Annotated in this window: 26 protein-coding genes and 2 tRNA genes; 12 read left to right on the top strand and 16 right to left on the bottom strand. The window is 66.3% G+C overall.

Annotated elements, in window-relative coordinates; translation table 11 throughout:
• The first annotated feature begins 36 nt into the window (after positions 1 to 36).
• The 4 genes from pssA to LGR44_RS13475 all read left to right on the top strand — a co-directional run bounded on the left by pssA (position 37) and on the right by LGR44_RS13475 (position 2,035).
• Positions 37 to 873, top strand: a complete 837-nt coding sequence (gene pssA / locus LGR44_RS13490; RefSeq protein ID WP_226741217.1) for a CDP-diacylglycerol--serine O-phosphatidyltransferase — start codon at positions 37 to 39, stop codon at positions 871 to 873.
• A gap of 111 nt (positions 874 to 984) precedes the next feature.
• A complete protein-coding gene (locus LGR44_RS13485; RefSeq protein ID WP_226741216.1) occupies positions 985 to 1,635 on the top strand; it encodes a Maf-like protein in 651 nt (216 codons plus the stop codon).
• A gap of 22 nt (positions 1,636 to 1,657) precedes the next feature.
• A complete protein-coding gene (gene yacG, locus LGR44_RS13480; protein WP_226741215.1) occupies positions 1,658 to 1,858 on the top strand; it encodes a DNA gyrase inhibitor YacG in 201 nt (66 codons plus the stop codon).
• Positions 1,859 to 1,959: 101 nt separating this feature from the next.
• Positions 1,960 to 2,035: transfer RNA gene (locus LGR44_RS13475), tRNA-Phe, on the top strand.
• Between the two features lie 75 nt (positions 2,036 to 2,110).
• On the opposite strand, the gene LGR44_RS13470 is transcribed toward LGR44_RS13475, so the two are convergent.
• The 4 genes from LGR44_RS13470 to LGR44_RS13455 form a co-directional block, all read right to left on the bottom strand.
• Complete coding sequence (locus tag LGR44_RS13470; RefSeq protein ID WP_226741214.1) at positions 2,111 to 2,701, bottom strand: hypothetical protein; 591 nt, start codon at positions 2,699 to 2,701, stop codon at positions 2,111 to 2,113.
• Positions 2,702 to 2,850: 149 nt separating this feature from the next.
• A complete protein-coding gene (locus LGR44_RS13465) occupies positions 2,851 to 4,566 on the bottom strand; it encodes a flotillin family protein (RefSeq protein ID WP_226741213.1) in 1,716 nt (571 codons plus the stop codon).
• A 24-nt stretch (positions 4,567 to 4,590) separates the two neighbouring features.
• On the bottom strand, positions 4,591 to 5,247 hold the full coding sequence (locus LGR44_RS13460; protein ID WP_226741212.1) for an OB-fold-containig protein: 657 nt from the start codon (positions 5,245 to 5,247) through the stop codon (positions 4,591 to 4,593).
• 12 nt (positions 5,248 to 5,259) lie between these two features.
• Positions 5,260 to 6,411 carry a PspA/IM30 family protein gene (locus tag LGR44_RS13455; RefSeq protein ID WP_226741211.1) on the bottom strand — a complete coding sequence of 384 codons (1,152 nt, stop codon included), beginning with the start codon at positions 6,409 to 6,411 and terminating at the stop codon, positions 5,260 to 5,262.
• A gap of 150 nt (positions 6,412 to 6,561) precedes the next feature.
• Between LGR44_RS13455 and LGR44_RS13450 the strand changes: the two genes are divergently transcribed.
• Entirely contained in the window at positions 6,562 to 6,819 is a 258-nt protein-coding gene (locus tag LGR44_RS13450) for a hypothetical protein (RefSeq protein WP_226741210.1), read from the top strand.
• A gap of 92 nt (positions 6,820 to 6,911) precedes the next feature.
• On the opposite strand, the gene LGR44_RS13445 is transcribed toward LGR44_RS13450, so the two are convergent.
• Complete coding sequence (locus LGR44_RS13445) at positions 6,912 to 7,070, bottom strand: hypothetical protein (RefSeq protein WP_226741209.1); 159 nt, start codon at positions 7,068 to 7,070, stop codon at positions 6,912 to 6,914.
• Between the two features lie 247 nt (positions 7,071 to 7,317).
• On the opposite strand from LGR44_RS13445, the gene LGR44_RS13440 reads away from it, so the two are divergent.
• Positions 7,318 to 8,070, top strand: coding sequence for an extensin-like domain-containing protein (locus LGR44_RS13440; RefSeq protein ID WP_226741208.1), 753 nt, complete (start codon positions 7,318 to 7,320; stop codon positions 8,068 to 8,070).
• A 65-nt stretch (positions 8,071 to 8,135) separates the two neighbouring features.
• Entirely contained in the window at positions 8,136 to 9,116 is a 981-nt protein-coding gene (locus tag LGR44_RS13435) for a L,D-transpeptidase family protein (protein WP_226741207.1), read from the top strand.
• Positions 9,117 to 9,152: 36 nt separating this feature from the next.
• Here the strand turns inward: LGR44_RS13435 and LGR44_RS13430 are convergent, their stop codons facing one another.
• The 5 genes from LGR44_RS13430 to LGR44_RS13410 form a co-directional block, all read right to left on the bottom strand.
• Complete coding sequence (locus tag LGR44_RS13430; RefSeq protein ID WP_226741206.1) at positions 9,153 to 9,428, bottom strand: hypothetical protein; 276 nt, start codon at positions 9,426 to 9,428, stop codon at positions 9,153 to 9,155.
• A gap of 93 nt (positions 9,429 to 9,521) precedes the next feature.
• Complete coding sequence (locus tag LGR44_RS13425; RefSeq protein ID WP_226741205.1) at positions 9,522 to 10,337, bottom strand: alpha/beta fold hydrolase; 816 nt, start codon at positions 10,335 to 10,337, stop codon at positions 9,522 to 9,524.
• Between the two features lie 262 nt (positions 10,338 to 10,599).
• Entirely contained in the window at positions 10,600 to 11,370 is a 771-nt protein-coding gene (locus tag LGR44_RS13420) for an EAL domain-containing protein (protein WP_226741204.1), read from the bottom strand.
• A 94-nt stretch (positions 11,371 to 11,464) separates the two neighbouring features.
• Complete coding sequence (locus LGR44_RS13415; RefSeq protein ID WP_226741203.1) at positions 11,465 to 11,845, bottom strand: DUF1622 domain-containing protein; 381 nt, start codon at positions 11,843 to 11,845, stop codon at positions 11,465 to 11,467.
• A gap of 182 nt (positions 11,846 to 12,027) precedes the next feature.
• Positions 12,028 to 12,729, bottom strand: a complete 702-nt coding sequence (locus tag LGR44_RS13410) for a L,D-transpeptidase (RefSeq protein WP_377035227.1) — start codon at positions 12,727 to 12,729, stop codon at positions 12,028 to 12,030.
• A gap of 294 nt (positions 12,730 to 13,023) precedes the next feature.
• On the opposite strand from LGR44_RS13410, the gene LGR44_RS13405 reads away from it, so the two are divergent.
• On the top strand, positions 13,024 to 13,602 hold the full coding sequence (locus LGR44_RS13405) for a tyrosine phosphatase family protein (protein WP_226741202.1): 579 nt from the start codon (positions 13,024 to 13,026) through the stop codon (positions 13,600 to 13,602).
• Positions 13,603 to 13,618: 16 nt separating this feature from the next.
• On the opposite strand, the gene cueR is transcribed toward LGR44_RS13405, so the two are convergent.
• The 3 genes from cueR to LGR44_RS21830 form a co-directional block, all read right to left on the bottom strand.
• Complete coding sequence (gene cueR / locus LGR44_RS13400; RefSeq protein WP_226741201.1) at positions 13,619 to 14,074, bottom strand: Cu(I)-responsive transcriptional regulator; 456 nt, start codon at positions 14,072 to 14,074, stop codon at positions 13,619 to 13,621.
• Entirely contained in the window at positions 14,071 to 16,599 is a 2,529-nt protein-coding gene (locus LGR44_RS13395; RefSeq protein ID WP_226741200.1) for a heavy metal translocating P-type ATPase, read from the bottom strand. The genes cueR and LGR44_RS13395 overlap by 4 nt, the downstream gene beginning before the upstream one ends.
• Positions 16,600 to 16,808: 209 nt before the next feature.
• Complete coding sequence (locus LGR44_RS21830) at positions 16,809 to 16,934, bottom strand: hypothetical protein (protein ID WP_264196504.1); 126 nt, start codon at positions 16,932 to 16,934, stop codon at positions 16,809 to 16,811.
• Between the two features lie 344 nt (positions 16,935 to 17,278).
• Here LGR44_RS21830 and LGR44_RS13390 point away from each other — a divergent pair, with 344 nt between their 5' ends.
• The 3 genes from LGR44_RS13390 (at position 17,279) to LGR44_RS13380 (ending at position 19,740) form a co-directional block, all read left to right on the top strand.
• Positions 17,279 to 18,094: an endonuclease/exonuclease/phosphatase family protein gene (locus LGR44_RS13390; RefSeq protein WP_226741199.1), complete on the top strand. Its 816-nt coding sequence runs from the start codon at positions 17,279 to 17,281 to the stop codon at positions 18,092 to 18,094.
• 131 nt (positions 18,095 to 18,225) lie between these two features.
• Entirely contained in the window at positions 18,226 to 18,846 is a 621-nt protein-coding gene (gstA, locus tag LGR44_RS13385; protein WP_226741198.1) for a glutathione transferase GstA, read from the top strand.
• 99 nt (positions 18,847 to 18,945) lie between these two features.
• Positions 18,946 to 19,740, top strand: a complete 795-nt coding sequence (locus tag LGR44_RS13380; protein ID WP_226741197.1) for a glycosyltransferase family 2 protein — start codon at positions 18,946 to 18,948, stop codon at positions 19,738 to 19,740.
• Here LGR44_RS13380 and LGR44_RS13375 read toward each other — a convergent pair.
• Together LGR44_RS13375 and LGR44_RS13370 are read right to left on the bottom strand one after the other, a co-directional pair.
• On the bottom strand, positions 19,737 to 19,979 hold the full coding sequence (locus tag LGR44_RS13375) for a hypothetical protein (RefSeq protein WP_226741196.1): 243 nt from the start codon (positions 19,977 to 19,979) through the stop codon (positions 19,737 to 19,739). The two genes, LGR44_RS13380 and LGR44_RS13375, sit on opposite strands and share 4 nt — an antisense overlap.
• An 82-nt stretch (positions 19,980 to 20,061) precedes the next feature.
• Positions 20,062 to 20,415, bottom strand: coding sequence for a RidA family protein (locus LGR44_RS13370; protein ID WP_226741195.1), 354 nt, complete (start codon positions 20,413 to 20,415; stop codon positions 20,062 to 20,064).
• Positions 20,416 to 20,600: 185 nt separating this feature from the next.
• On the opposite strand from LGR44_RS13370, the gene LGR44_RS13365 reads away from it, so the two are divergent.
• Positions 20,601 to 20,691 (top strand) — tRNA-Ser (locus tag LGR44_RS13365).
• A 351-nt stretch (positions 20,692 to 21,042) separates the two neighbouring features.
• On the opposite strand, the gene LGR44_RS13360 is transcribed toward LGR44_RS13365, so the two are convergent.
• Positions 21,043 to 21,288 carry a hypothetical protein gene (locus LGR44_RS13360; protein ID WP_226741194.1) on the bottom strand — a complete coding sequence of 82 codons (246 nt, stop codon included), beginning with the start codon at positions 21,286 to 21,288 and terminating at the stop codon, positions 21,043 to 21,045.
• Positions 21,289 to 21,638 lie beyond the last annotated feature (350 nt).

The raw sequence follows: 21,638 nt of genomic DNA, 5'->3' as shown, positions 1-21,638 counted from the left end.
CTTGTCGCAGAGCATGGCTGACCCTAGAATTTCCGCATGAGCGACCTGTTTCCCCCCTTCGCCCCCGATCCGGACGAGCCGAAAAGACGCTTGTTCAAGCCGGTTCCGGTTCGCGTGATCATCCCGAACATCATCACGCTGATCGCCCTGTGCCTCGGCCTGACGGCGATCAGGCTCGCCTATGAAGGACGCTACGAGCCGGCGGTGATCGCCATCGTGGTGGCGGCGCTCCTCGACGGGGTGGACGGGCGCGTCGCCCGGCTCCTGAAGGGCACGTCGCGCTTCGGCGCGGAGCTCGATTCCCTGGCCGATTTCGTGAATTTCGGCGTGACCCCGGCCCTGATCCTCTACAGCTTCGTCCTGCACGAGCTGAGGGCGCTGGGCTGGATCGTGGTGCTGGTCTTCGCCATCGCCATGGCGCTGCGCCTGGCGCGCTTCAACGTGATGCTCGACGATCCGCACCGGCCCGAATGGAAGAAGAACTTCTTCACCGGCATGCCGGCGCCCGCGGGGGCGGTCACGTCGCTGCTGCCGCTCTACCTGAACTTCCTGGGCGTGCCCATGGAGGCGATCCTCGCCCCCGTCGTGCTCGTGTACCTGCTCGGCCTCGCCTTCCTGATGGTGTCGACCATCCCGGTCTATTCCGGCAAGAACGTGGGCAGCAACGTGCCGCGCCACTGGGTGCTGCCGATCTTCGTCCTGTCCGCGGCGGCCTTCGGCCTGCTGGTGAGCTTCCCGTTCGAGATGCTGACGGTGATCACAGTCCTGTTCCTCGGCACGATCCCGGTCGGGGTGATGCGCTACCGCAAGCTGGACCGCCTCCACGCCCAGCGGCCGTCGCAGCCCGAAGGCGAGCCGCCGCCGGCCGCTTGAATCGGAATAACCCGCTTTCATCTGTGACCGGCGCAGGGCGGTGCCGGTCGCGAGGAACGGGCCTGTCGTTAGAGGGGTCCCGCGCGGACCCGAGAGCGTGGAGATCAATTCGTGGCGTCTTCTTCCGAGGTGTCGAATCCCAGCTGGCGTCCGAAGCTCGTTCTGGCTTCGGCCTCGCCCCGGCGGCTGGCCCTTCTGCAGCAGGCGGGGATCGAGCCCGATGCGCTGCTGCCCGCCGACGTGGACGAGACGCCCCTGAAGTCGGAAACGGCGAAGGAGCTGGCGCGGCGCCTGTCGCGCCAGAAGGCCGAGATCGCCCGCAAGACGGCCCGCAACCGCGAGGACCTGCGCGACGCCTATATCGTCTCCGCCGATACGGTGGTTCTCGCCGGCGGGCGCATCCTGCCCAAGGCCGAGGTGGTGGACGAGGCCGCGGCGTGCCTGCGCCTGCTCTCGGGCCGGGCGCACCGGGTCTACACCTCGATCTGCGTCGTCACCCCCAAGGACGCCGTCCGCGAGCGCCTGGTGGAGACGCGCGTGCGCTTCAAGCGCCTGTCGCGGGACGAGTTCGAGCGCTACCTCGCCTCCGGCGAATGGCGCGGCAAGGCGGGCGGCTACGCCATCCAGGGGCTGGCCGGCACCTTCGTGGTCAAGCTCGTCGGGTCCTACACCAACGTGGTGGGCCTGCCGCTCTACGAGACGGCGGCGCTCCTGGACGGGGAGGGCTATCCCGTCCGATTCACCTGGCTCAATGCAGCCTGAGCCGTAGAGCAGGGAGGCGACGGTGACCCCCGCCAACGAGAACAACCCTCAAGCTCCCGCCGGCAAGTGCCCGGTCTGCGGCAAGCCGGCCCAGATGGAATACCGCCCCTTCTGCTCGAAGCGCTGCGCCGACGTGGACCTGAACCGCTGGCTTTCGGGCACCTACGCGATCCCGGCGGTGGAGGATGACGAGGACCGGGACGAGGGCGACCGCGAGGCGTGAAAAAATTTCCTCGCACTTATTGAAGAAGCGGGTAGACAGGCGGCGGCGGTCTGACTATACAACCGGCCTCTGACGCGAACAGCCAAGCGCTGACGCCGAATGCCCAGGTAGCTCAGTTGGTAGAGCATGCGACTGAAAATCGCAGTGTCGGTGGTTCGATTCCGCCCCTGGGCACCACTCTTCCCCCTCGACGATCATCAAGTTCGGTTCACGGGACGCAGCCTCGCTCGCAGGCGATGAGCGTTGCGCTCTTCAGCGCCGTTTCCGCTTCACGCTGCCGGTCGTCTCGACGTCCTTGGTGTTGGCTGCAAGCTTGCCGCCGGTGCTCACGCCGGCCGTGCTCCAGGCGGGGTTCTCGCCCGGCAGCAGATGCGCCACCAGCTTGCGCGTCGAACGGGGCAGGGCCTTTCCGGCTTGCGCCAGAGGCTTGAAGTCCTTCATCGTGTGCTGGCTTCCCGGTTTCCCGGTGAACACCCTCAGGCCGTCCGGGAACATCACCATGTCGCCCGGCCGCAGCGTGCTGTCGGCCAGCAGGGCCGGAACGGGATTGTCCATCTCGCCGGGCGACCGGGGCTTGAGGGGCTTCTTGATCTCGGGCTGCGGGACGGAAATGATCTTGGGGCGCGGGCGCGGCTTACGCGTCTGCTCGACGGCAGGGCCGACACGGAAGTCCACGGGAGGAGGCTGCACCGGCAGCCGCGGGGAGGTCAGAGCCCTGAGGAACCCGAAGATGTCCTGCGCGCGCGCCGGCACCGTGCCGACCGCCAACGGGATCGAAAGCGCCACGGCGAGAACGCCGGGGAACCTGACCAAGGCGACGAGCTTCGATTGAACCCTCGGCATGACCCGCCTCCCTTTCGTGTGGAAGCAACGTAGCCACGCTTGGCGGGTTCCGAATGTCGCGCGGGCAGACGAGCGCGCCGCGGGGCGATCCGTGGTCGACGGTCGGGGCCGTGTCCCGCCGGCCGTGAACGGCCCCGACCGCGCGGCCGCTACGGCGTGCCGGGTGCCTCCGGCGAAACCGGCCGATCCGCCTCCGCCGGGACCGTCTCGACCTTGATGGGCTCCTTCGCGGTGACGGATCCGAGCAGGGTGTCGAGGGCGTTTCCTCCACCGGTGAAGCCCGCTTCCGCCAGGATGGAGTTGACGATGGGCATGTTGGCCTGCAGCGCGAGAAGCTGGCCGGCAAGACCGTCTCCGAGACCGATCCCTGCGCTTTCGGACGTTCCCTTGCCGTTGACCAGACCACCGGTGTCGAAGATGCGGATGTCCTTGATCTTCTCGATCGGCTTCACCGCCTCGGCCAGGGCCGCCGGGATGATGCGGATGCGCTCGCGCGTGAGTTCGAACTCGATGATGTTCGGAGACAGCTTGTTGCGGGCCTCGGTCATCGCAGCTGCCGCCTCGGCCTGAGCCGCGCCTTTCTCGCGAATGCCTGCGGCCTCGATCTTGGCGGCCTCGGCATTGGCCAGGGCGATCGTCTTGATCGCGTGGGCCCTGTCCTCGGCGGCGTTCTTCTCCGCCTCGGCCGCGACGGTCACGTTCGTGGCTTCGGTCTCGGCCTCCTGCTGCGCCGCGATGACGGCGATGCGCTTCTGACGCTCGGCGATCTCGACCTCTCTGGCGGTTGCCACCTTCTCGTCGGCGGCGACCGCGAGAGCCTCGGCCTCCTTTGCCGCGGCCTTCGCCTCGGATTCCTCCCGGCTCTTGTTGGCAACCGCGATGGCGCTTTCCTGAGCCACGATCTGCACGTCGCGCTTGGCCTCCAGTTCGGACTGCTGGACGGCGCGGCTTGCGACGATATTGGCGCTTTCCTTGATGCGCTTGGCTTCGGCCTCGCGCTCGGCGATGGCGAGTTCGGAGGCGATCCTCGCGGTTTCCTCGGCTTGTCTGGCCGCGGCCTCCTTCTCCGCCTGCTCGGCGCGGGTCTTGGCCGTCGCGTTGGCGATGTCGCGCTGCTGGGTCAGCTCCGCCTCCTTCGAGGCGCGGTCGATTTCGAGCTTGCGCTGCAGGGCCTCGCGGTCCTTCTCCGCAATCGCCACCTCGGTGTCCCGAACCACCTCGTTGCGCTCCTTCTTGCGCTGCTCGGTGATCTTCGTGAGCGTCGCCAGGCCTTCCGCATCGAAGCTGTTGTTGGGGTTGAAGTGCTTGATGTCGGTCTGGTCCAGGCGGGTCAGCGAGACGCTCTCGAGCTCAAGCCCGTTGGACGTGAGATCCGCCGCGACCGTCTCCTGCACCGCCTTCACGAACTCGGTGCGCTTTTCCTGAAGATCGTTCAAGGACATCGTCGCGGCCACGGATCGCAAGGCGTCGACGAACTTCGCCTCGATCAGCTGACGCAGAGCGTCGGCATTGTTCGTCCGGTCGCCGAGAGTCTGCGCGGCAAGGGCGATGGAATCCGCTTCCGGCCGGACGCGCACGTAGAACTCGGCCCCGATATCGACCCGCATGCGGTCGCGCGTGATCAGGGCGTCGCCCTCGCCGCGGCGGACCTCGAGGCGCAGGGTGTTGAGGTTCACCCAGGCGATGGAGTGGAAGACCGGGAGAACGACGGAGCTGCCATCAAGCACGACCTTCTTGCCGCCGAGACCCGTGCGGACATACGCCTGGTCGCGGGTCGAGCGCTTGTAGAGAATGCCGATCACCACGCCTATGCCGACGATGGCGACAAGGCTGAGGACGACCGGGATGATGATACCGCTGAGCATAGGTGGTCTCCGGAAGGTTTTGTCTTAAGAGCTTGCTTTGAGTTCGTCGGGCGCAGGTACGACGAGGAATGTCGATCCGCTCCTGTCGACGAGGAGGGCCTGTCCTCCGACCGGGACGGGGGCGTGGCCGTCTGCGACTTTGGCGATGAGGAAGTGCCAGTTCCCGTGGGCGTCCCTGACCTTCACGCGTCCGGGCGGCCCCTGGTCGAGCGGCCCGAGCGTGACCTCCGCGACCCGCCCGACGAGGTCGTCGTTGGAAACCACGTAGGTTTCCTCGCGCGGGATGATGAAGGAGACCAGGCGCGTCGTGAAACGCGTCGCTGGAGTGGCAAGCAGGAACGCGGCAAGACTGGCGGCCAGGGTGGGCAACGCAGTCCACACGCCGATGGCGACGGTCTGGATCACGAAACCTGCCACGGCGAAGGATGCGAGCCAGACGATGAGGAAGATCAATGCCGGAACCCGGCCGGCATTGACCCAGCCCAACATGCCGCCCAGCCAGCCGGCGCCGCCGAGATCGGCATGGTGGCCGTCATAGGCGTCGACATCGACTCCCTTGTCGATGAAGTGGCTGAGGGAGAAGCCCCCGACCAGCGAGACCGTCTCGATGAGAACCAGGCCCGCCATGACGAGGCCCGCGACCGCGAACGGCTGGTAGCCGGGTGAAAGGAGGGCATCCATTTCGTTCTCCGGCTATTGGCCGCTCCGGGCCTTGAAGGCCGCGAGGCGCTCCTCGACCGTCTTGTCCCGGTGGAGCCGTTCGAGTTCGTTCATCTGGGATGCGTGCGGAGTGCCGCCGGAGGAGGGGACGCCGGTGACGCGGGAGATGGTTTCAAGGGACCGGAAGGCCTTTTCCCCGGGAGGGGCGGACCGGGAAGCGCCGGGCGCGCCGGCAGCCTGTTCCCGGGTCAGGGAGCGCTTCAGCTCCGCGAGACGAGTCTCTCCCTCACGACGGGCTGCGATGACGGCCTGGACGGCTCCCTGGGCCTCCTGGATGCGCTCGTTGACGTCGGCGATGGCAACCTCGAGGGCGGAGATCTGCGCTTCGATATCGATCTGTCGCTCGATCCCGGCCTTCGCCAGATCCTCGCGTCCCTGCTGAAGCGCCGTGGCGATCCTGTCGGAAAGGGTCGCCATCTCCGCGTTCAGCTCCCTGCTGCGGCTTTCGAGCCTGTGCTGCTCGGCGGTGTGCTTGCCCAGCGCGGCGCGGGCTTCCTCGGCCTCGCGGTCGATCTCCCGGATCGCCTGTTCGACGATCGTCACCGGATCGGCCTGTTCCGCCTTGTCGACCGCGGCATGGGCGAAGCCTGCCACCAATCGGCCGACACGGGATAGAATGCCTTCATAAGCCATGGACTTCTCCTCTGCTGGACGAATGAACGGTTTGACGCCGACGACGAGCTCGGAGCCCGTGTCGGTGGGGACGAGGCGGGCTGGCGCTGATCCGCGCCAGCCTTCGCCATAGCCGGCGACGTCGTAATGGACGGCTAGCCGGCCACGGACGGTGGCGAGCGTAAGCGTGGTGGGGCCCTTGATGGCGTAGAGCTTCTCGTCGAGAGGAATGCCGGGCACGTCCTCCCCGGATGTCCGCCGGGCCGCGAAATCGCGGATCCCCAGGAGAACCATCTGAGCCGGAAGCTGCGTCTCGGTGCGGATCTGTTCGTAGGCGAGTTTCTGGAGCCGGACGACATCGGCCCTGATGCCTTCGCGCTCCGCAATCCGGTCGAGCGTCTCCAGCAGGAAACCGTACCGGGCAAAAGTGTCCGCGACCGCAGCCTGCTCTTCCTGCCCGAGATGCAGGACGTAGCGGAGGCTGGATGATGGGAGCGGTGTCTTGAGCTTCATGAAACGATATTAAGTGACTTATTTCGTCACTTCAAGGCCGAGCTATCGAATATCGTTTCCTGTGCGGCGGCAGGCAGGTCTTGGAAACAACGGATCCAATGGACCCGCCCGAGGTTGTTGACCTGCGGCCGATGTCGTAAAGGATGTGCGATGATATTGCCCTGGATGAAGCTGGCTGCGGATACCTCTCTGCTTGCGATGGAAGCGCAGGCGGTGATCTGGACGCGCATGATGCAGATCGCCTCCGGCCGCGGCTCCGCGGCGGAGAACATGCTGATGGTCACCGAGAAGGTCAGCGCGTTCGCCGAGGCCGCCATGACGGTCGCGGCGGGCGGATCGGCGCACAAGGTCGTGAGGGGCTATCGCCGGCACGTGCGGGCGAATGCCCGGCGGCTGCGGCACAAGTAAGCCTGCCCGCGCCACCGGCCGCGCTTGCGGCGGCCGCCAGCCCGGCTCACGGAAGAGGCGGCTCGGCCCGAAGGGGGATCAGGCCGTCAGCTTCAGCTGATGCCTTCCTGACTTCTCTCGCAGTCGCGCTTCGGGGTCGCCTGAGGGGCGGTCTGCTGCTGTGCGACGAGGATCGGGGAACCGGCCGGCTCGACCGCGACGCCGGGACCGGCGGCGGCGATCAGGATGGCGAGGGAGAGAGCGCGGAGCATCGTCTGTCCTTCCATGGCAAATCGCCCCGATGCTAGCGCATCGTGCGAAAAAGTGGACCCGGATTCTCGCCCCGAACGGTGCGCGCCCTTGGAATGGAGCATGGGGCGGCTTCCGAAGGGGACGCTCCGGCGCGCAAAGCCGCTTCGGGCCGCCCGATGCCGAAGCGCCACCTTAAGCGGAACGTCCGCCGCGGGGCAGCCGTTGTCCCGGAGGAGAAGCCTCAGCACCCGCTGGGGCGGAGTTGCCATGCCCATGCGCCGGAAGCCAGCAATCAACTGGATCGGAGGCCTGCTGGCCCTGTCCCTCATCGGAGCCGTCCCTGCGGGCGCGGTGGAGGATGCCGTTCCGCCATTGCCGCCGCCGAGGCCCGAGACGGCTGCCCCGCCTGCGCCGGAGACGGCCCAGCCTGCCGCCGAACCGGCGAAGCCGCCGGATGCCTCCCAGGCCCAGGCCCAGGCCGAGCCGGGGGAGGGAACCTGCATCGAGCGCCTCGCTCAACTGGGGGTCAAGTTCGAGGTCCGCCCGGATATTCAGGACCGGGCCTGCACCGTTCGGGAGACCGTGCGTGTCACGGCCTTGCCGGACGATCTCGAAATTTCTCCCGCCGCGGTCATGACCTGTCCGCTCGCCGAGAACCTGGTGCGCTGGAGCCGCGAGGTGCTCGCGGTCGAGGCCGAAAAGCACCTCCAGAGCAAGCCGACGAAGCTGTTCGTCGGAACGTCCTATCAGTGCCGGGATCAGCGCTCGGGCGGCAAGCTCAGCGAGCATGCTTTCGGCAACGCGGTGGATATCATGGGGTTCGCGTTCGCCAAGCGGGACCCGCTCAACATCGGCACGCATCATGAGGAATCGCCCGAGGCCGCGTTCCAGAAGGCGGTGCGGACGGGGGCGTGCCCCATCTTCACCACCGTGCTGGGGCCCGGCTCCGACGCCGCCCACGGCGATCACCTGCACCTCGACATGCGTGCCCGCAAAGGGGATTACCGCATCTGCCAGTGACAAAAATCGGAACACCGGGCCGCCTTCATCCCTTGTCACGGAAGACAAACAGGATGGAGTGAACAATGAAAACGGCGGCTGTTGCGTTACTCGGCATCTGGGGGGTGGTTCTTGCCGCACCGGCTCAGGCGCAGTCACTGACCCTGGAAGAGGTCAACAAGGCCGACCTCTCTGCCCAGAAGGAGAGCGGCATCAGCCCCACCATGATCAAGGCGCAGGTCCTGCTCGACCGCGCCCGCTTCTCCCCCGGCGTCATCGACGGCTATCAGGGCGAGAACCTGCAGAACGCCATCGAAGCCTTCGAGAAGGAGAACAACCTCCAGGCCGACGGCAAGCTCGACGAGGAGCTGTGGTCGAAGCTCACCGGGACATCGTCCGATCCGGTGCTGAAGGAATATACGATCAGCGAAGACGACGTGAACGGCCCCTTCGTCGACGAGATCCCGGACAAGCTGAAGGCGCAGGCCGACCTCGAGCGTCTCTCCTACACGAGCGCACGGGAACTGCTGGCCGAGAAATTCCACATGGATGCGGACCTGTTGAAGGCGCTGAATCCCAACAAGAGCTTCGACAAGGCCGGCACGACCATCCTGGTGGCGAATGTCGCAACCGACGGAAGCGATCAGGCCAAGAAGGTCAAGAAGATCGAGGTGCTCAAGAGCGAGCGCGCCCTGCGCGCCCTTGCCGAGGACGGGTCGCTGATCGCGGTGTATCCGGCCACCATCGGCAGCGAGGAGAAGCCCGCTCCCGACGGCACGCACAAGGTCGAGGCGATCGCCAAGAACCCGACCTACACCTACAATCCGGAATATTCCTTCGAGGGGGTGGACTCGAAGGAGAAGTTCGTCGTCGCACCGGGACCGAACAACCCGGTCGGTTCGGTCTGGATCGATCTTTCCATCGAGTCCTACGGCATCCACGGCACGCCCGAGCCCGCGAAGGTGGGCAAGACCTATTCGCACGGCTGCGTCCGCTTGACGAACTGGGATGCGGAAGAGCTCGCGGAAATGGTCGAGAAGGGCACCGAGGTGACCTTCCTCGACTAGGGCCTTCGCGGGCGCATCGGCGCGAGCCTCCGACGGTCAATCGTCGTTGGAGGAGTTCAGCTCGCTCGGCTTCATGCCCTCGTCGACCTCCGTGTCGTGCATTCTGACCAGCCATTCCAGCTGCTCCTGCACGAAACCGGGGTCGCTGTGGAAACGCATGGCGCAGGCGACGAGGAAGATGGCGATCTCGGGCAGATCCTCGTCGCCCATATCCGGCAGCACCAGTTCCAGCTCCGTCATGTTGCTCGCGGTGACGATCGCCGCCTCGTTCGGGGGAATGAGCGTTGCAGGTGCTTTGGTTTCCTTGGCCATATTCCACTATCCTCGACTTCGACTCACGCAGGACGACACCGAACATAACGCGCAGGCGGCGAAAATCGACGCGGCGTCCGCGTTCGCGGCCCGTCAGGGACGGGACAGGAAATCCGCGATCCTGCGCGCCACGTCTCCCGGACGCTCGACCGGCAGCATGTGGGTCTCGTTCTCGAACAGCGCGAGGCGCGCATTGGGGATCGCGCGGGCCGCTTCCTCCATCGCCGTCACGTCGAAGAACTGGTCACGGGTGCCGCCCACGATCAGGGTCGGGGCCGCGATGCGCTTCAGCCAGGCGGGATCCCGGCCGAAATCCTCCGACGCGACCGCGCTCAGCCCGCGGACGATCACGTCCGGATCGTTCATCTTCTCGTGCAGCCGCTTGCGCTCCATGCGAAAGCGCAACCGGACGAGCCAGTTGAGCCACGGGCGCCGGAAGACCATGCCGAACTCGTCGAGCAATCCCGCGAAATCGCCCGTGCGGGCGCATTCGATCTGCCGGGCGATGCTGCGCCGTCCCTCGGGGGAGAAGCGATGGGCGCTGACGGTCAGGATCAACTCGCGGACGAGGTCGGGATGCTCGGCGGCGAGCCGCGCGGCGACGAAGCCGCCGAACGAGATGCCCATGACGGTCGCCGGGCCGATCTCCTTGCGCAGGATCTCGGCGAAGTCGCGGGCGATGGTCTCGATGCTGTACTCGGCCGGCGGCGCGGGATCGTAGCCGAAGACGTAGAACGGCCGTCCCTCCGGCAGCATCCGGGCGATGCGTTTCGCGTCGCGGCTGGTGCGGGAAGGAGCGGGACGCCGCACGAAAGCCTGCCCGCCGTTGAACACCACGATGGGGTTCGGCCCGGAGCCTGCTTTCACGTAGGGAATTTTGTCGAGGAAGAGACCTGTCTCGAAATTCATGATGATTTGCCGGAGAAGCCCGTCCGCCTGCGAAGTCCGGACGGGTCCGGGTCGCGGGACGGGCGCTGACGTGAGGAGGGAAATCGACCCGTCGAGCCGCTGCGCTGCGGGGCGCGCCTCAAGGTTCGCCGACCAAGCGGTCTGGGCGCGATGAAGGGTCTGGATGGGAGCCGACGGACACTGGAAGGGCGGCGGCGGCTGTGGCCGGGCATCGCTTCCTAGAAGCTGAGCCGCAGCCGGTCAATACCGGACGGGAAGGGCTCTAGACCGCCTGAGCCGCCTGCTCGAAGGCGACGGCCGGAAGCTGCTCGATGACGGGCTTGGCGAACAGGTAGCCCTGGAACAGCCGGATGCCGGCGTCCCGCAGGGCATGGAGCTCGGCGGGCGTCTCGATTCCTTCCGCGATGATCGCGATGTCCAACGTGCGCGCCATCAGCATGATGCCGGCGACGATCGCCCGCCGGGCCGCGGAATCGCCGATGCCGCGGATCAGTTCCATGTCGATCTTGATCAGGTCCGGCTGGAAGCGCGCGAGAAGGTTGAGGCCCGCATGGCCCGCGCCGAAATCGTCGATGGCGGTGATGAAGCCGAGCCGCTTGTACTCCGCGATGATGCGGGCCACGTGGCCCGTATCGCTCATCCGTTCGTTCTCGGTGAACTCGAACATGATGCGGTGCGGGTTGAAGCCTACGCGGCGGGCGGCCTCGAGGGATGCCCTGATGCAGGCGGACGGCTCGTAGACCGCGTTCGGCATGAAGTTGATGGAGAGCCGCGTGTCGCTGTCCGGCTCGAAGAGCCTGCCCGCGAGTTCGATGGCCTTCACGCGGCAGCTCTGGTCGAACTTGTAGAGATTGGCCTCGTCGACCCGGTTCAGGATCGAACCCGCCGATTGTCCTTCCGTTCCGCGGACGAGGGCCTCGTAGCCCCAGACCTCGTGCCGCTCGACATCGACGATCGGATGGAAGGCCATCGTAAAGTCGAAGGGCAGGGGCTCGCTGCTCCGGCAGCCCTGGCATTTGGCTCTCGCATCCATCTCTCGGCTCCCGGCCTCCGCTGGCACAGTTTCCGTTGAGTAAACGTCACCACCGGTAAAAAAGCCGACAACGCCGGACGGATCTCGGAAGGGATCACCCGTTCAAGGAGCGGCGATCCTCGTTCCTGTGCTTGTTCCAGGGCCAGCGGCCCTCGATCTCCACTTCGAGCGAGAAGCTCAGGAACGTGCGGATCAGAACGATGCCGCCGAGCACGATGACGCTCTGCAGGGTCGGCTCGATGGCGACCGTGTTGATGATGTCCGCCGCGACCAGGAGTTCGAGACCGAGGAGGATCGCCCGGCCGATATTGGACCGGTAGTCGCTGAAGGCGTCGGTGGTCGACCGGCGGCCCTTCACGAGCTGCCACAGCACGGCGACGCTGGCCCCGAGGATGCCGAGAACGATGACCGCAATCCCGCCGATCTCGATGATGCGGATCGTCATCCTCAGTGCGGAAAAGTGCGCGTCGCCCATGAACTCACCCCGAACTCACCCCTGGTATCGAGGTGCCATCTAGGGCGGCGTGCGGAAATGTGGATCCGGTTTTCCGCACCGGGCCCTGCAATGGGTTCGGGAGCGAACATGAAAAGGACCCCGGAGACGGGGTCCTTTCCTCAGATGCCTTCTCGCGAGGTCGGCTTCCCTCGCGCGGTGCCCTAGTAGGAGGAGACCCGGATTTCGTCCCCGCGGCGGGAGCCGTTGAGCACGATCACGGGAGAGCCCACGGGAACGCGGTTGTAGAGGTCGATCACGTCGTGGTTGAACATCCGGATGCAGCCGGAGGAGACTGCCTGGCCGATGGACCAGGGCTCGTTGGTGCCGTGGATACGGTAGAGCGTGTCGCGGCCGTTGTCGTGCAGGTAGAGGGCGCGGGCGCCGAGCGGGTTTTCGAGGCCGCCGGCCATGCCGCTGGCCCAGCGGGCGTTGCGCTCGGGATCGCGGCGGATCATGTCCTGCGTGGGCGTCCAGCGCGGCCAGGGAGCCTTGCGGCCGACGCGGGCGCGGCCGCTCCAGGCCATGCCTTCGTTGCCGACGCCGATGCCGTAGCGGATGGCGCGGCCGTTTTCGCGCACGAGATAGAGGTAGCGGGCATCCGTATCGACGACGATCGTGCCGGGTTCCTCGCGGCCGTTATAGGCGACCTCGCGGCGCAGGTAGCGCGGGTCCACGTCCGTGAAGTCGAGGGCCGGAAGCGGATGGGCCTCGTCGGGCCGGGCGCCGTACATGGCCGCGTAGGTGGGATCGATGCGGGGAGCCGCGCTCTGCTGCGGGGGCTGCGAGGTGGAGACGCAGGCCGCCAGGACGAGCGGAAGAAGAAAAAGAGCACCCAGACGGAGCGCTTTACGTAGGAGTGACAAGCTCAAGGCTGGGGCATTCATGAACATCAGGAGGAACTCGCAGTTTCTGGTTATGAGACGTGTGAGGAGCATTGGTGGGCAGGATAGGCCACAGCCTGTTTGAGAAAGCTCAGCCGTGGCCGCATCTTGGATCATCAATGGCCGAAATATGGCAAGGTTCCCCCTGTGGTTTTACAGTCACAGGTTTGTGACGCCGCATTTTCGGGTCCCCTCCGCGGGCAAATGCTCTAGAAGAGTGTAGCCTCCACAGAGCGGGCGATGCTCCTCATCTCTTCGTGAACGGACCGATTTTCCATGAAACCCTCATCCATCACCATGCTGACGATCTGCGGAATCTCGGAGCTGCCGGACCAGGGGCAGCGCTCGGTGACACACGTGCTGTCGATTCTCGATCCCGAGCATCCCGATCCCGAGGCCTTCGAGGCCTACGATCCGCATCACAGGACCATCCTGCGCTTCCACGACATCATCGAGCCCCGGCCCGGCATGATGATGCCCGAGCCGGAGCACGTGGAGGCTGTCCTGCAATTCGGCGAGGAGCTGGCGAAGAGCGGCCCGAGCCGGGCCGAGGGGCATCTCCTCGTCCATTGCCATATGGGGATTTCGCGCTCGACGGCGGCGATGCTCACCCTGCTGGCGCAGACCCACCCGCAGGAGAGCGAGGACAGGCTCCTGGAACGCCTGGCGGAGATCCGCCCCCAGGCATGGCCGAACTCGGTCATGGTCGGGTTCGCCGACGACATGCTGTCGCGCGGCGGCCGGCTCACCGATGCGCTGCGGCGGCACTACGGCAGACAGCTCCGCCGGGACCCGCGCTTCGTGCAGTGGATGCGCGACATCGGCCGCAGCCGGGAAGTCGACATGGCCGCCTGAGGCGGCCATCCGGCCTTCACTCGCGAACGGAGATCTTCCCGAGCGTGCCGAATTTCGGAGGAGGCCGCGACGTCACGCTGCCGGCGTCGCTGGCGAGCTCCTCGATGATCGGGCAGTCGGGTCTGCCGTCGCCATGGCAGGTCCTGGCGAGGTGCTTCAGGGTGCCGGCCATTTCCTGCAATTCCGCGATCTTGCGTTCGAGCGTCTCCACATGCTCGAGCGCCACGCGCTTCACATCCTTGCTCGCCCGTCCCCGGTCCTGCCACAGGGACACGAGATCGGCGATCTGCTCCACCGAGAACCCGAGGTCCCGCGCCCTGCGGATGAAACGCAGGGTGTGGACGTCCTTGTCCGAATAGACCCGGTAGCCGGCTTCCGTCCGCACGGTCTTCGGGATCAGCCCGATGGACTCGTAGTAGCGGATCATCTTGGCCGAGACGCCCGACGCCTCGGCCGCTTGCCCGATATTCATGCCCGTCCCTCCACAGGTTGCATCGACCGACCCGCTTCGCCTTCCGTCCCGATCGGAGCCTTCGCCCGGCGCAGGCGCAACGCGTTGCCGACCACGAACACGCTGGACAGCGCCATGGCGCTGGCGGCGAGCATCGGCGACAGGAGCACTCCGTTGACCGGGTAGAGGACGCCCGCCGCCACCGGGATCAGCAGCACGTTGTAGGCGAAGGCCCAGAACAGGTTCTGCCGGATGTTGCGGATCGTGGCCTTCGACAGGGCGATGGCGTTGACGACCCCGCGCACGTCGCCGGACATGAGCACCACGTCGGCGCTCTCGATGGCGATGTCGGTCCCCGTGCCGATGGCAAGGCCGATATCGGCCTCGGCCAGGGCCGGGGCGTCGTTGATGCCGTCGCCCACGAAGGCGATCCGGCCATGGGCCTCGCGCAGGCGCTTCACCGCCTCGACCTTGCCGTCGGGCAGGATTTCGGCCGCCACCTCGTCGATGCCGATCTGGCGCGCGATGGCCTGGGCGGTCTTGCGGTTGTCGCCCGTGATCATCGCCACCTTCAGCCCCAGGGCGTGAAGGGCGGCAATCGCCTCGGGCGTCGAGGGCTTGATCGGGTCGGCCACGGCCACGATGGCCGCGAGCCTGCCGTCGATGGCGGCATAGAGCGGGCTCTTGCCCTCGTCGCCGAGGCGGGCGGCGGTGGCGCCGAACATGGTGACGTCATGGCCGAGCCTGGTCATGAACCGGTCCGCGCCCACATCGACCTTGTGCCCTTCCACCGTGGCGGAGACGCCGAAGCCCGGCACGGCATCGAAGCTCTCCGTCGCGGCAAGGGCCAGGCCGCGGCGCCGGGCGCCTTCGACGATGGCTTCCGCGATCGGGTGCTCCGAGCGGCTCTCCACCGAGGCCACGAGCCTCAGCACGTCCTGCTCGGAGAAGCCCTCGGCCGTCACGAAGTCGGTCAGGTCCGGACGGCCCTTGGTCAGGGTGCCGGTCTTGTCGAGGGCGACGACGCCGACCTCCTTCAGGCTCTGCAGCGCCTCGCCCTGCCGGAACAGTACGCCGAGCTCCGCGGCCCGCCCTGTCCCGACCATGATCGAGGTCGGCGTGGCGAGGCCCATGGCGCAGGGGCAGGCGATGATGAGAACCGCCACCGCGTTGACGAGGGCAAGGCTCAGCGCCGGTTCGGGACCGAAGACGAGCCAGACCAGGAAGGTGAGGGCGGCGGCGGCCATCACGGCCGGGACGAACCAGGCGGTGACCTTGTCCACGAGCGCCTGGATCGGGAGCTTGGAGCCCTGCGCCTGCTCGACCATGCGGATGATCTGCGCCAGCACCGTATCGGCGCCGATGCGCGTAGCCCGGAAGGTGAAGCTGCCGGTCTTGTTGATGGTGCCGCCCACGACCTCGGCCCCTTCCGCCTTCTGCACGGGTACCGGCTCGCCGGTGATCATGGACTCGTCCACGAAGGACGATCCCTCGATCACCTGGCCGTCGACCGGCACCTTCTCGCCCGGACGAACCTGGACGACGTCGCCCGCGAGGACCTGATCGAGGGGGATTTCCATCGCCTGTCCGTCCCGCACCACGCGGGCGGTCTTGGCCTGAAGGCCGAGAAGGCGCTTGATCGCCTCCGAGGTGCGCCCCTTGGCCTTGGCCTCCAGGTAGCGGCCGAGGAGGATCAGCGTCACGATCACGGCGGCCGCCTCGTAATAGACGTTGGCGGTGCCCGCCGGGAGCAGGCCCGGCAGGAAGGTCGCGACCACCGAATAGCCGTAGGCCGCGCTCGTGCCGAGCACGACGAGGGAATCCATGTCGGGTGCGAAGCGCAGCAGCGCGGGCACGCCCTTCCTGAAGAAGCGCAGGCCGGGTCCGAACAGGACCAGGGTCGTGAGGGCGAACTGAAGATACCAGCTCTCCTGATGGCCGATCGTGGCCATCAGCCATTCATCGACGCCCGGAACGAAATGGGCGCCCATCTCCAGGAGGAAGATCGGCAGGGTCAGGACGGCGGCGATGGTCAGGGACCGGCGCAGGCCGGAGAGCTCGGCCTCGCGGGCGGCGTGCCGGCGGTCGGCCTGGTCGTCGACGCGGATCTCCTTGGCCTCGTAGCCGGTCTGTTCCACCGCCTCGATCATGCGGGCCACCACGTCGGCGCCGCCGAGGAAGCGGATCGTCGCCCGCTCCGTCGCCAGGTTGACGGAGGCATCGAGAACGCCGGGAACCCGCTTGAGCGCCTTCTCGACCCGTCCGACGCAGGAGGCGCAGGTCATGCCCTCGACCGCCAGCTCGACCTTGGTGTCGGTCGGCTCGTAGCCGACCCTCCGGACGGCCTCCGCGATGGTCTGGGGATCGGCCGGGGAGGAGGCCAGGGAGACGGTCGCGCGGCCCGTCGCAAGGTTGACGTTCGCGGACGCGACTCCCTCGACGGACCTCAGGGCCTTCTCGACCCGCCCCACGCAGGAGGCGCAGGTCATGCCCTCGATCGGAATGTCGAGGGTGGCGCCCGGTGTCGAAATCTTGGCCGTAGCCATGGCGAATCTCCTGATTCAACATCTCTGGCGGATGTTGTGATCCTTCCCATGATGGGAAGGTCAAGCGGCGGTTTCAAGGAGATGCGGACCGGGCGGGCAGGGGGAGCGCGTCCGAACGGGAAAAGCGTGCGCACCGCTCCGGCGGGAGCGGAGCTGCCGGCATGTTCAGGAGGGAGGTCCGAGGGTACGGGAGTTCGGTCGGTCCGAGATCAGACCGGAATCATCGAGAAGTTCATCACCAAGCCGATCACGCCCAGGCCGAAGGCAAGTCCGACCCAATCCAGGACCCTAGCGATGGCGTCCTCTCCAGGACGATTTCCAGATGTGTTGCGCATGAGCAGCAGATGATTCGACCGGCCCCACTTGGCCAAGCTTAAGCATTCAGTTCCATTAAGGTAAATGTGCCGTAAAGGGAACAGGAATTTAGTCGATATATGTAACTTCGCTTCTTTCAGTCTGGGGTTGTGGATGCTGCCTCCTGCCCCCTTGTGCGGATGCACGGAAGAAGCCGAAGGCCCGGGCTCGCGCCATGAAGCCTCCGCGCAGGCCGGGGAACCTTGGTCGGTTCCGTGCCATTGAACCCGATGTTTCTCCGTGGCCCGGCAGGACGATATCTTCGCTTGTGCCGTTCGCCGTGGCCGCCTACCTGTAAACGTCCTTTCTGAGCCGGTACTGACCTTTGAAGCATATCGACAAACAGGGGCGGGTCGTTCGAATCCTGACCTACAACGTCCACCGTTGGCTGGGGACCGACCGCAAGATCGCCCCGGGGCGCATCGCGGAGGTGATCGCATCCTGCGACCCGGACATTGTCGCCCTGCAGGAGGTGCGGGCGGGCCGCGTCCATGCGGGCGCCTCCGATCAGGCGGCTGCGGTTGCGGCGCAGCTCGGAATGGATCTGCATTTCCAGCCGACCATCCGGATCCTCGGCGATCAGTACGGCATCGCCGTCCTGTCCCGTCACCCGTCGAGGATCGTCAAATCGGGCCGGCTGCCGACGCTCTCGGCAAAGCCGGCCTTCGAGAAGCGCTGCGCCCTCTGGGTCTCGGTGGAGGTTGGCGGGCAGGCGGTGCAGGTCGTCAACGCCCATCTCTCCCTCCGCTCGGGCGAACGCCGGACCCAGGCCGCAGCCCTTCTGGGACCGGACTGGATGGGGCATCCCGATTGCGCCGATCCGGCCGTGCTGCTGGGCGATTTCAACGCGCCGCCCTATTCCCGCTCCTACCGTCTGATGGCGGACCGGTTGCGGGACGCCCAATTGTCGAATCCCGCCGGCGAGCCGCAGCCGACCTTTCACACCCGCGCGCCGGTGCTGCGCCTCGACCATGTCTTCGTCACCGACAGGGTGGAGGTGGTGTCGGCGGCGCCGATCCGGAATCCGCTGACCCGGGTGGCGTCGGATCATTACCCGCTCCTGGCGGAGCTGCGCGTGCGCAGCCGGGCGGCACCGGCCGGCGAGGGCCACGCCCTGGCCTCGGAGAACGAACTCCTCTGACCTTCTTGCATCGGTGCAAGATTTCGGTGAGCGATGCACGCAATCGAGCGTTGCCGTTTCCTGCGGATCATATTACGTTGCTGTTACTCAACAACACTTTGTAGGCGCCGCAGGGGAAGGGGAGGTTTTCCGTGAAGCTCTACTACACGCCTGGTTCTTCCTCCCTTGCGTCCCGAATCGTCGCCTGCGAGGCCGGTCTCGACCTCGTCTACGACAAGGTCGACCTGAAGAACCGGACCACGGCGTCCGGTCGGGATTTCAGCAAGATCAACCCGAAAGGCTACGTGCCGGCCCTGGCCCTGAACGACGGACAGGTCCTGACGGAGACGTCCGTCGTCATCCAGTTCCTGGCCGATCAGGCACCCCAGACCCGCCTCATGCCGGAATTGGGCTCGCTCGAACGCTACCGCGTCCAGGAATGGATCGGCTTCATCAGCACGGAGCTGCACAAGGGCTTCGCTCCTCTCTGGAAACCGACCAGCACCGAAGCGGCCCGCCAGATGGCCGTCGAGCAGCTGCATCGCCGCTTCGGCTACGTGGACCGGCATCTGGAAGGGCGCTCCTACCTGATGGGAGAGCTCTTCACGGTGGCCGATGCTTATGGCTATGCGGTCCTCAACTGGACATCGTTCCACAAGATCGACGTCTCCCCCTATTCCCGCCTGCTCGCCTACATGCGCCGCGTGGCCGAACGGCCGCGCGTGAGGCAGGCTCTGGAGGCCGAGGGCCTGCTGAGGCTTGCGGCGGCCTGAGGGGCGCTCCGCTGAGGACCGGAGCGCGAGGGCAGGGGCCCAAGCCCTTGCCATTGCTCCATCTTCCGGCTAGGCAGCCCGTGAATCGGCGCCCCCCTCATGCTCCCTGTCTCCATCTTCATCATCGCCAAGAACGAAGCCGATCGCATCGGCGAGACGATACGGGCGGTCAGGGATCTGACCGACGACCTGATCGTGGTCGATTCCGGCTCGACGGACGGGACACAGGCCATTGCCGAGGAGCTCGGCGCCCGCGTGATCTTCAACGCCTGGCCCGGCTACGGACCTCAGAAGCGCTTTGCCGAGGAGCAGTGCCGCCACGACTGGCTGCTCAACCTCGATGCCGACGAGGTGGTGCCGCCCAGGCTCGCCGCCGAGATCCGGGCGCTCTTCGCCCAGGGAGAGCCGCCCTGCCAGGCCTACAGGACCCGCATCGCCGAGGTCTTCCCGGGGGAGGTCGCGCCCCATCCCCTGGCCTATGCGCTGGCGCCGGTGCGGCTCTATCGCAAGGATCGCGGACGCTACTCCCCCTCGCTCGTCCACGACCGCGTCGACCTGGCGCCGGGAACCGCCGTCGGAACGCTTCGGGGGACGATCCACCACCGCTCGGTGCGCTCCCTGGGCGACCAGATCTCCAAGCTCAATCGCTATTCCGATCAGCAGGCGGTCGATCTCGAGATCAGGGGCGTCTCCATACCCACATGGCGGATCTTCTTCGAGCTGCCGGCGGCCTTTCTCAAGGCCTATATCGGCCGCCGCCATGCCCTGCGCGGCACCTACGGCTTCCTGACGGCGATGAACTATGCGATCTCGCGGCACCTGCGCCTCGCCAAGCACTACGAGAGGAAGCGCCTGAAGGCCCTGAAGGATTCCGCGCCTGGGCCTGACGCCTAGCGCAGCCCCGAGGTGAGGGTGGGCAGCTTCGGCAATCCCCTTGCAAAGCCGAACTGCTGGAATGCCGGATCGGAGCCGAGCCAGGCCAGCAGGCCGATGCACAGGCCGATCAGGGCGAGAAGGATCGACAGGAGAAGTCGTTCGACGGGCCGGGAGGGCCGGTCGGCGATGTAGCCTTCCCGGATGGCATCCAGAGGGGTTCCCGCTCGCAGCCGCAGGAAACGGAAACACGTTCTCATGCAGGGCTCCGCCGTCGATTCGAGTTCGAGCGAAGCTAGGCTGCAGGGGCGCACCTGCGACGTGCTGGGGCGCACAGGGCCGTCAGCAGGCGGCGATCACGCGGATTTCGAGGGCATAGTCCGGATCGGCGAGTTTCGATTCCACGCAGATCCGGGCCGGGGCCTGCCCCGGAGCGACCCAGGCGTCCCAGACGGCGTTCATCTCGTCGTAGGAGGCGATGTCGGCGAGCCAGATCGTAGCCTGGAGCAGCTTGGATTTGTCGCTGCCGATCTCGGCCAGGGACTGGTCGATCTGGTCGAGGATGTCCTTCGTCTGCTCCGCAACCGGCCGCCCCAGGGTCGTCTCGGGCACGTAGCCCGAGAAATGCGCCGTGTCGTCGAGGATCACGAGGTCGCTGTAGCGGGCGGCAACGCCGATCCGTCGAATTCTTGACATGCAGGCCGGTCCTCTTGCGAAAGGAGAGGGCTGCCTATCACAGGCTTGTGCCGATTGGTACGGGTCCCCGGGCCAGCGCGGGCCCCGTCGCAGGGCCTATCCGGCCCGGTGAGCCGCTTTGTCCGCTCCCGAGGCCGAAAACGGGATTGACCCTTCCTCCCTGACAGCCTAATTACTCCGCCACCGGAGACGTGGCCGAGCGGCTGAAGGCACTCGTTTGCTAAATGAGCATACCCCAAAAGGGTATCGAGGGTTCGAATCCCTCCGTCTCCGCCATTTCCTTTCCTGAAATCCTGCGAGACGTTGAGATCCGGCCCTCCCGGAGCTTTGGCGCGTGCCTGTTGAGCGGATGGCCCGGGCCGGTTCTTCGTCGACCGCTCGAAGGAGGAGCGCCGATCCGGCTGGCGCTCGTGGTGGGCTGACGTGGAAGGCTCGATGTGCCGTCAAGGTCCGCCCGCCCGCTAGTGCAGGACCAGCAGCCATCCGACCAGGGCGAGCGGTGCAACGATACCGAAGAGAAACGAAACAGCAGACTGGGTCATCAAAGCCTCCTGCCGATCGTTTCACATTAAGGGGCGATGGCATCGAACGCCGTGCGCCACGGCACCTGCATAGGGCCCGTCCGGATCAGGCGTTCCCGTCGGGGGAGGATTTCTCTTTCGGTCCGGTGTTGCCGGCTTCGGAGACCCCGGCAGGGGGCGCTCGCCGGGCGGCGCTCTTCTTCCCGCGCCATTTGTACATGAGCCAGGCCAAGCCCGAGCCCAAGGCCGCGAGCACGACCACGGCCGAGCTCGGATAGTCGCGGAAGTTCACCCGCGCCGCCTTGTCGAAGTCGTCCAACTCGGCGTCGGGCTCGTCGTCTCTGTCGCCCATGGAAAGCCCCTCGTCGAAGAATGATGCAGATATGGGGAGGTTGGCCGGGGCTTCCATCCATGCGGAGCGGAATCGGTGAGGCCCTGGAGGCGTCAGGGGCGGTGCCCGCCGAGAGGCAGGGACAGAAAACGGCCAAGCTCGCCAGGCGTATCAGGTATAAGCTTTTAGAGTAAGGCTATTTACCCGTAAGGGCAGCTCACGGCCCCGTGAACACAGGCTATCAAGGGAGTCGAGCAATGCATATTCATCGCTCAATACTGGGCCGTTCCAGCGGCCACCTAGTTGTCGTTTTCGGCAGGCTTCGCCTTGCCGGGTAGAGATAGAGATAATTCCATTGCCTTGACTATGGA

The organism is Microvirga lenta (genome assembly GCF_020532555.1).
GTDB classification, from domain to species: Bacteria; Pseudomonadota; Alphaproteobacteria; order Rhizobiales; family Beijerinckiaceae; genus Microvirga; species Microvirga lenta.
Note: the sequence above shows the minus strand (reverse complement) of the source record. Positions and strands in the feature narration are given on the sequence as shown.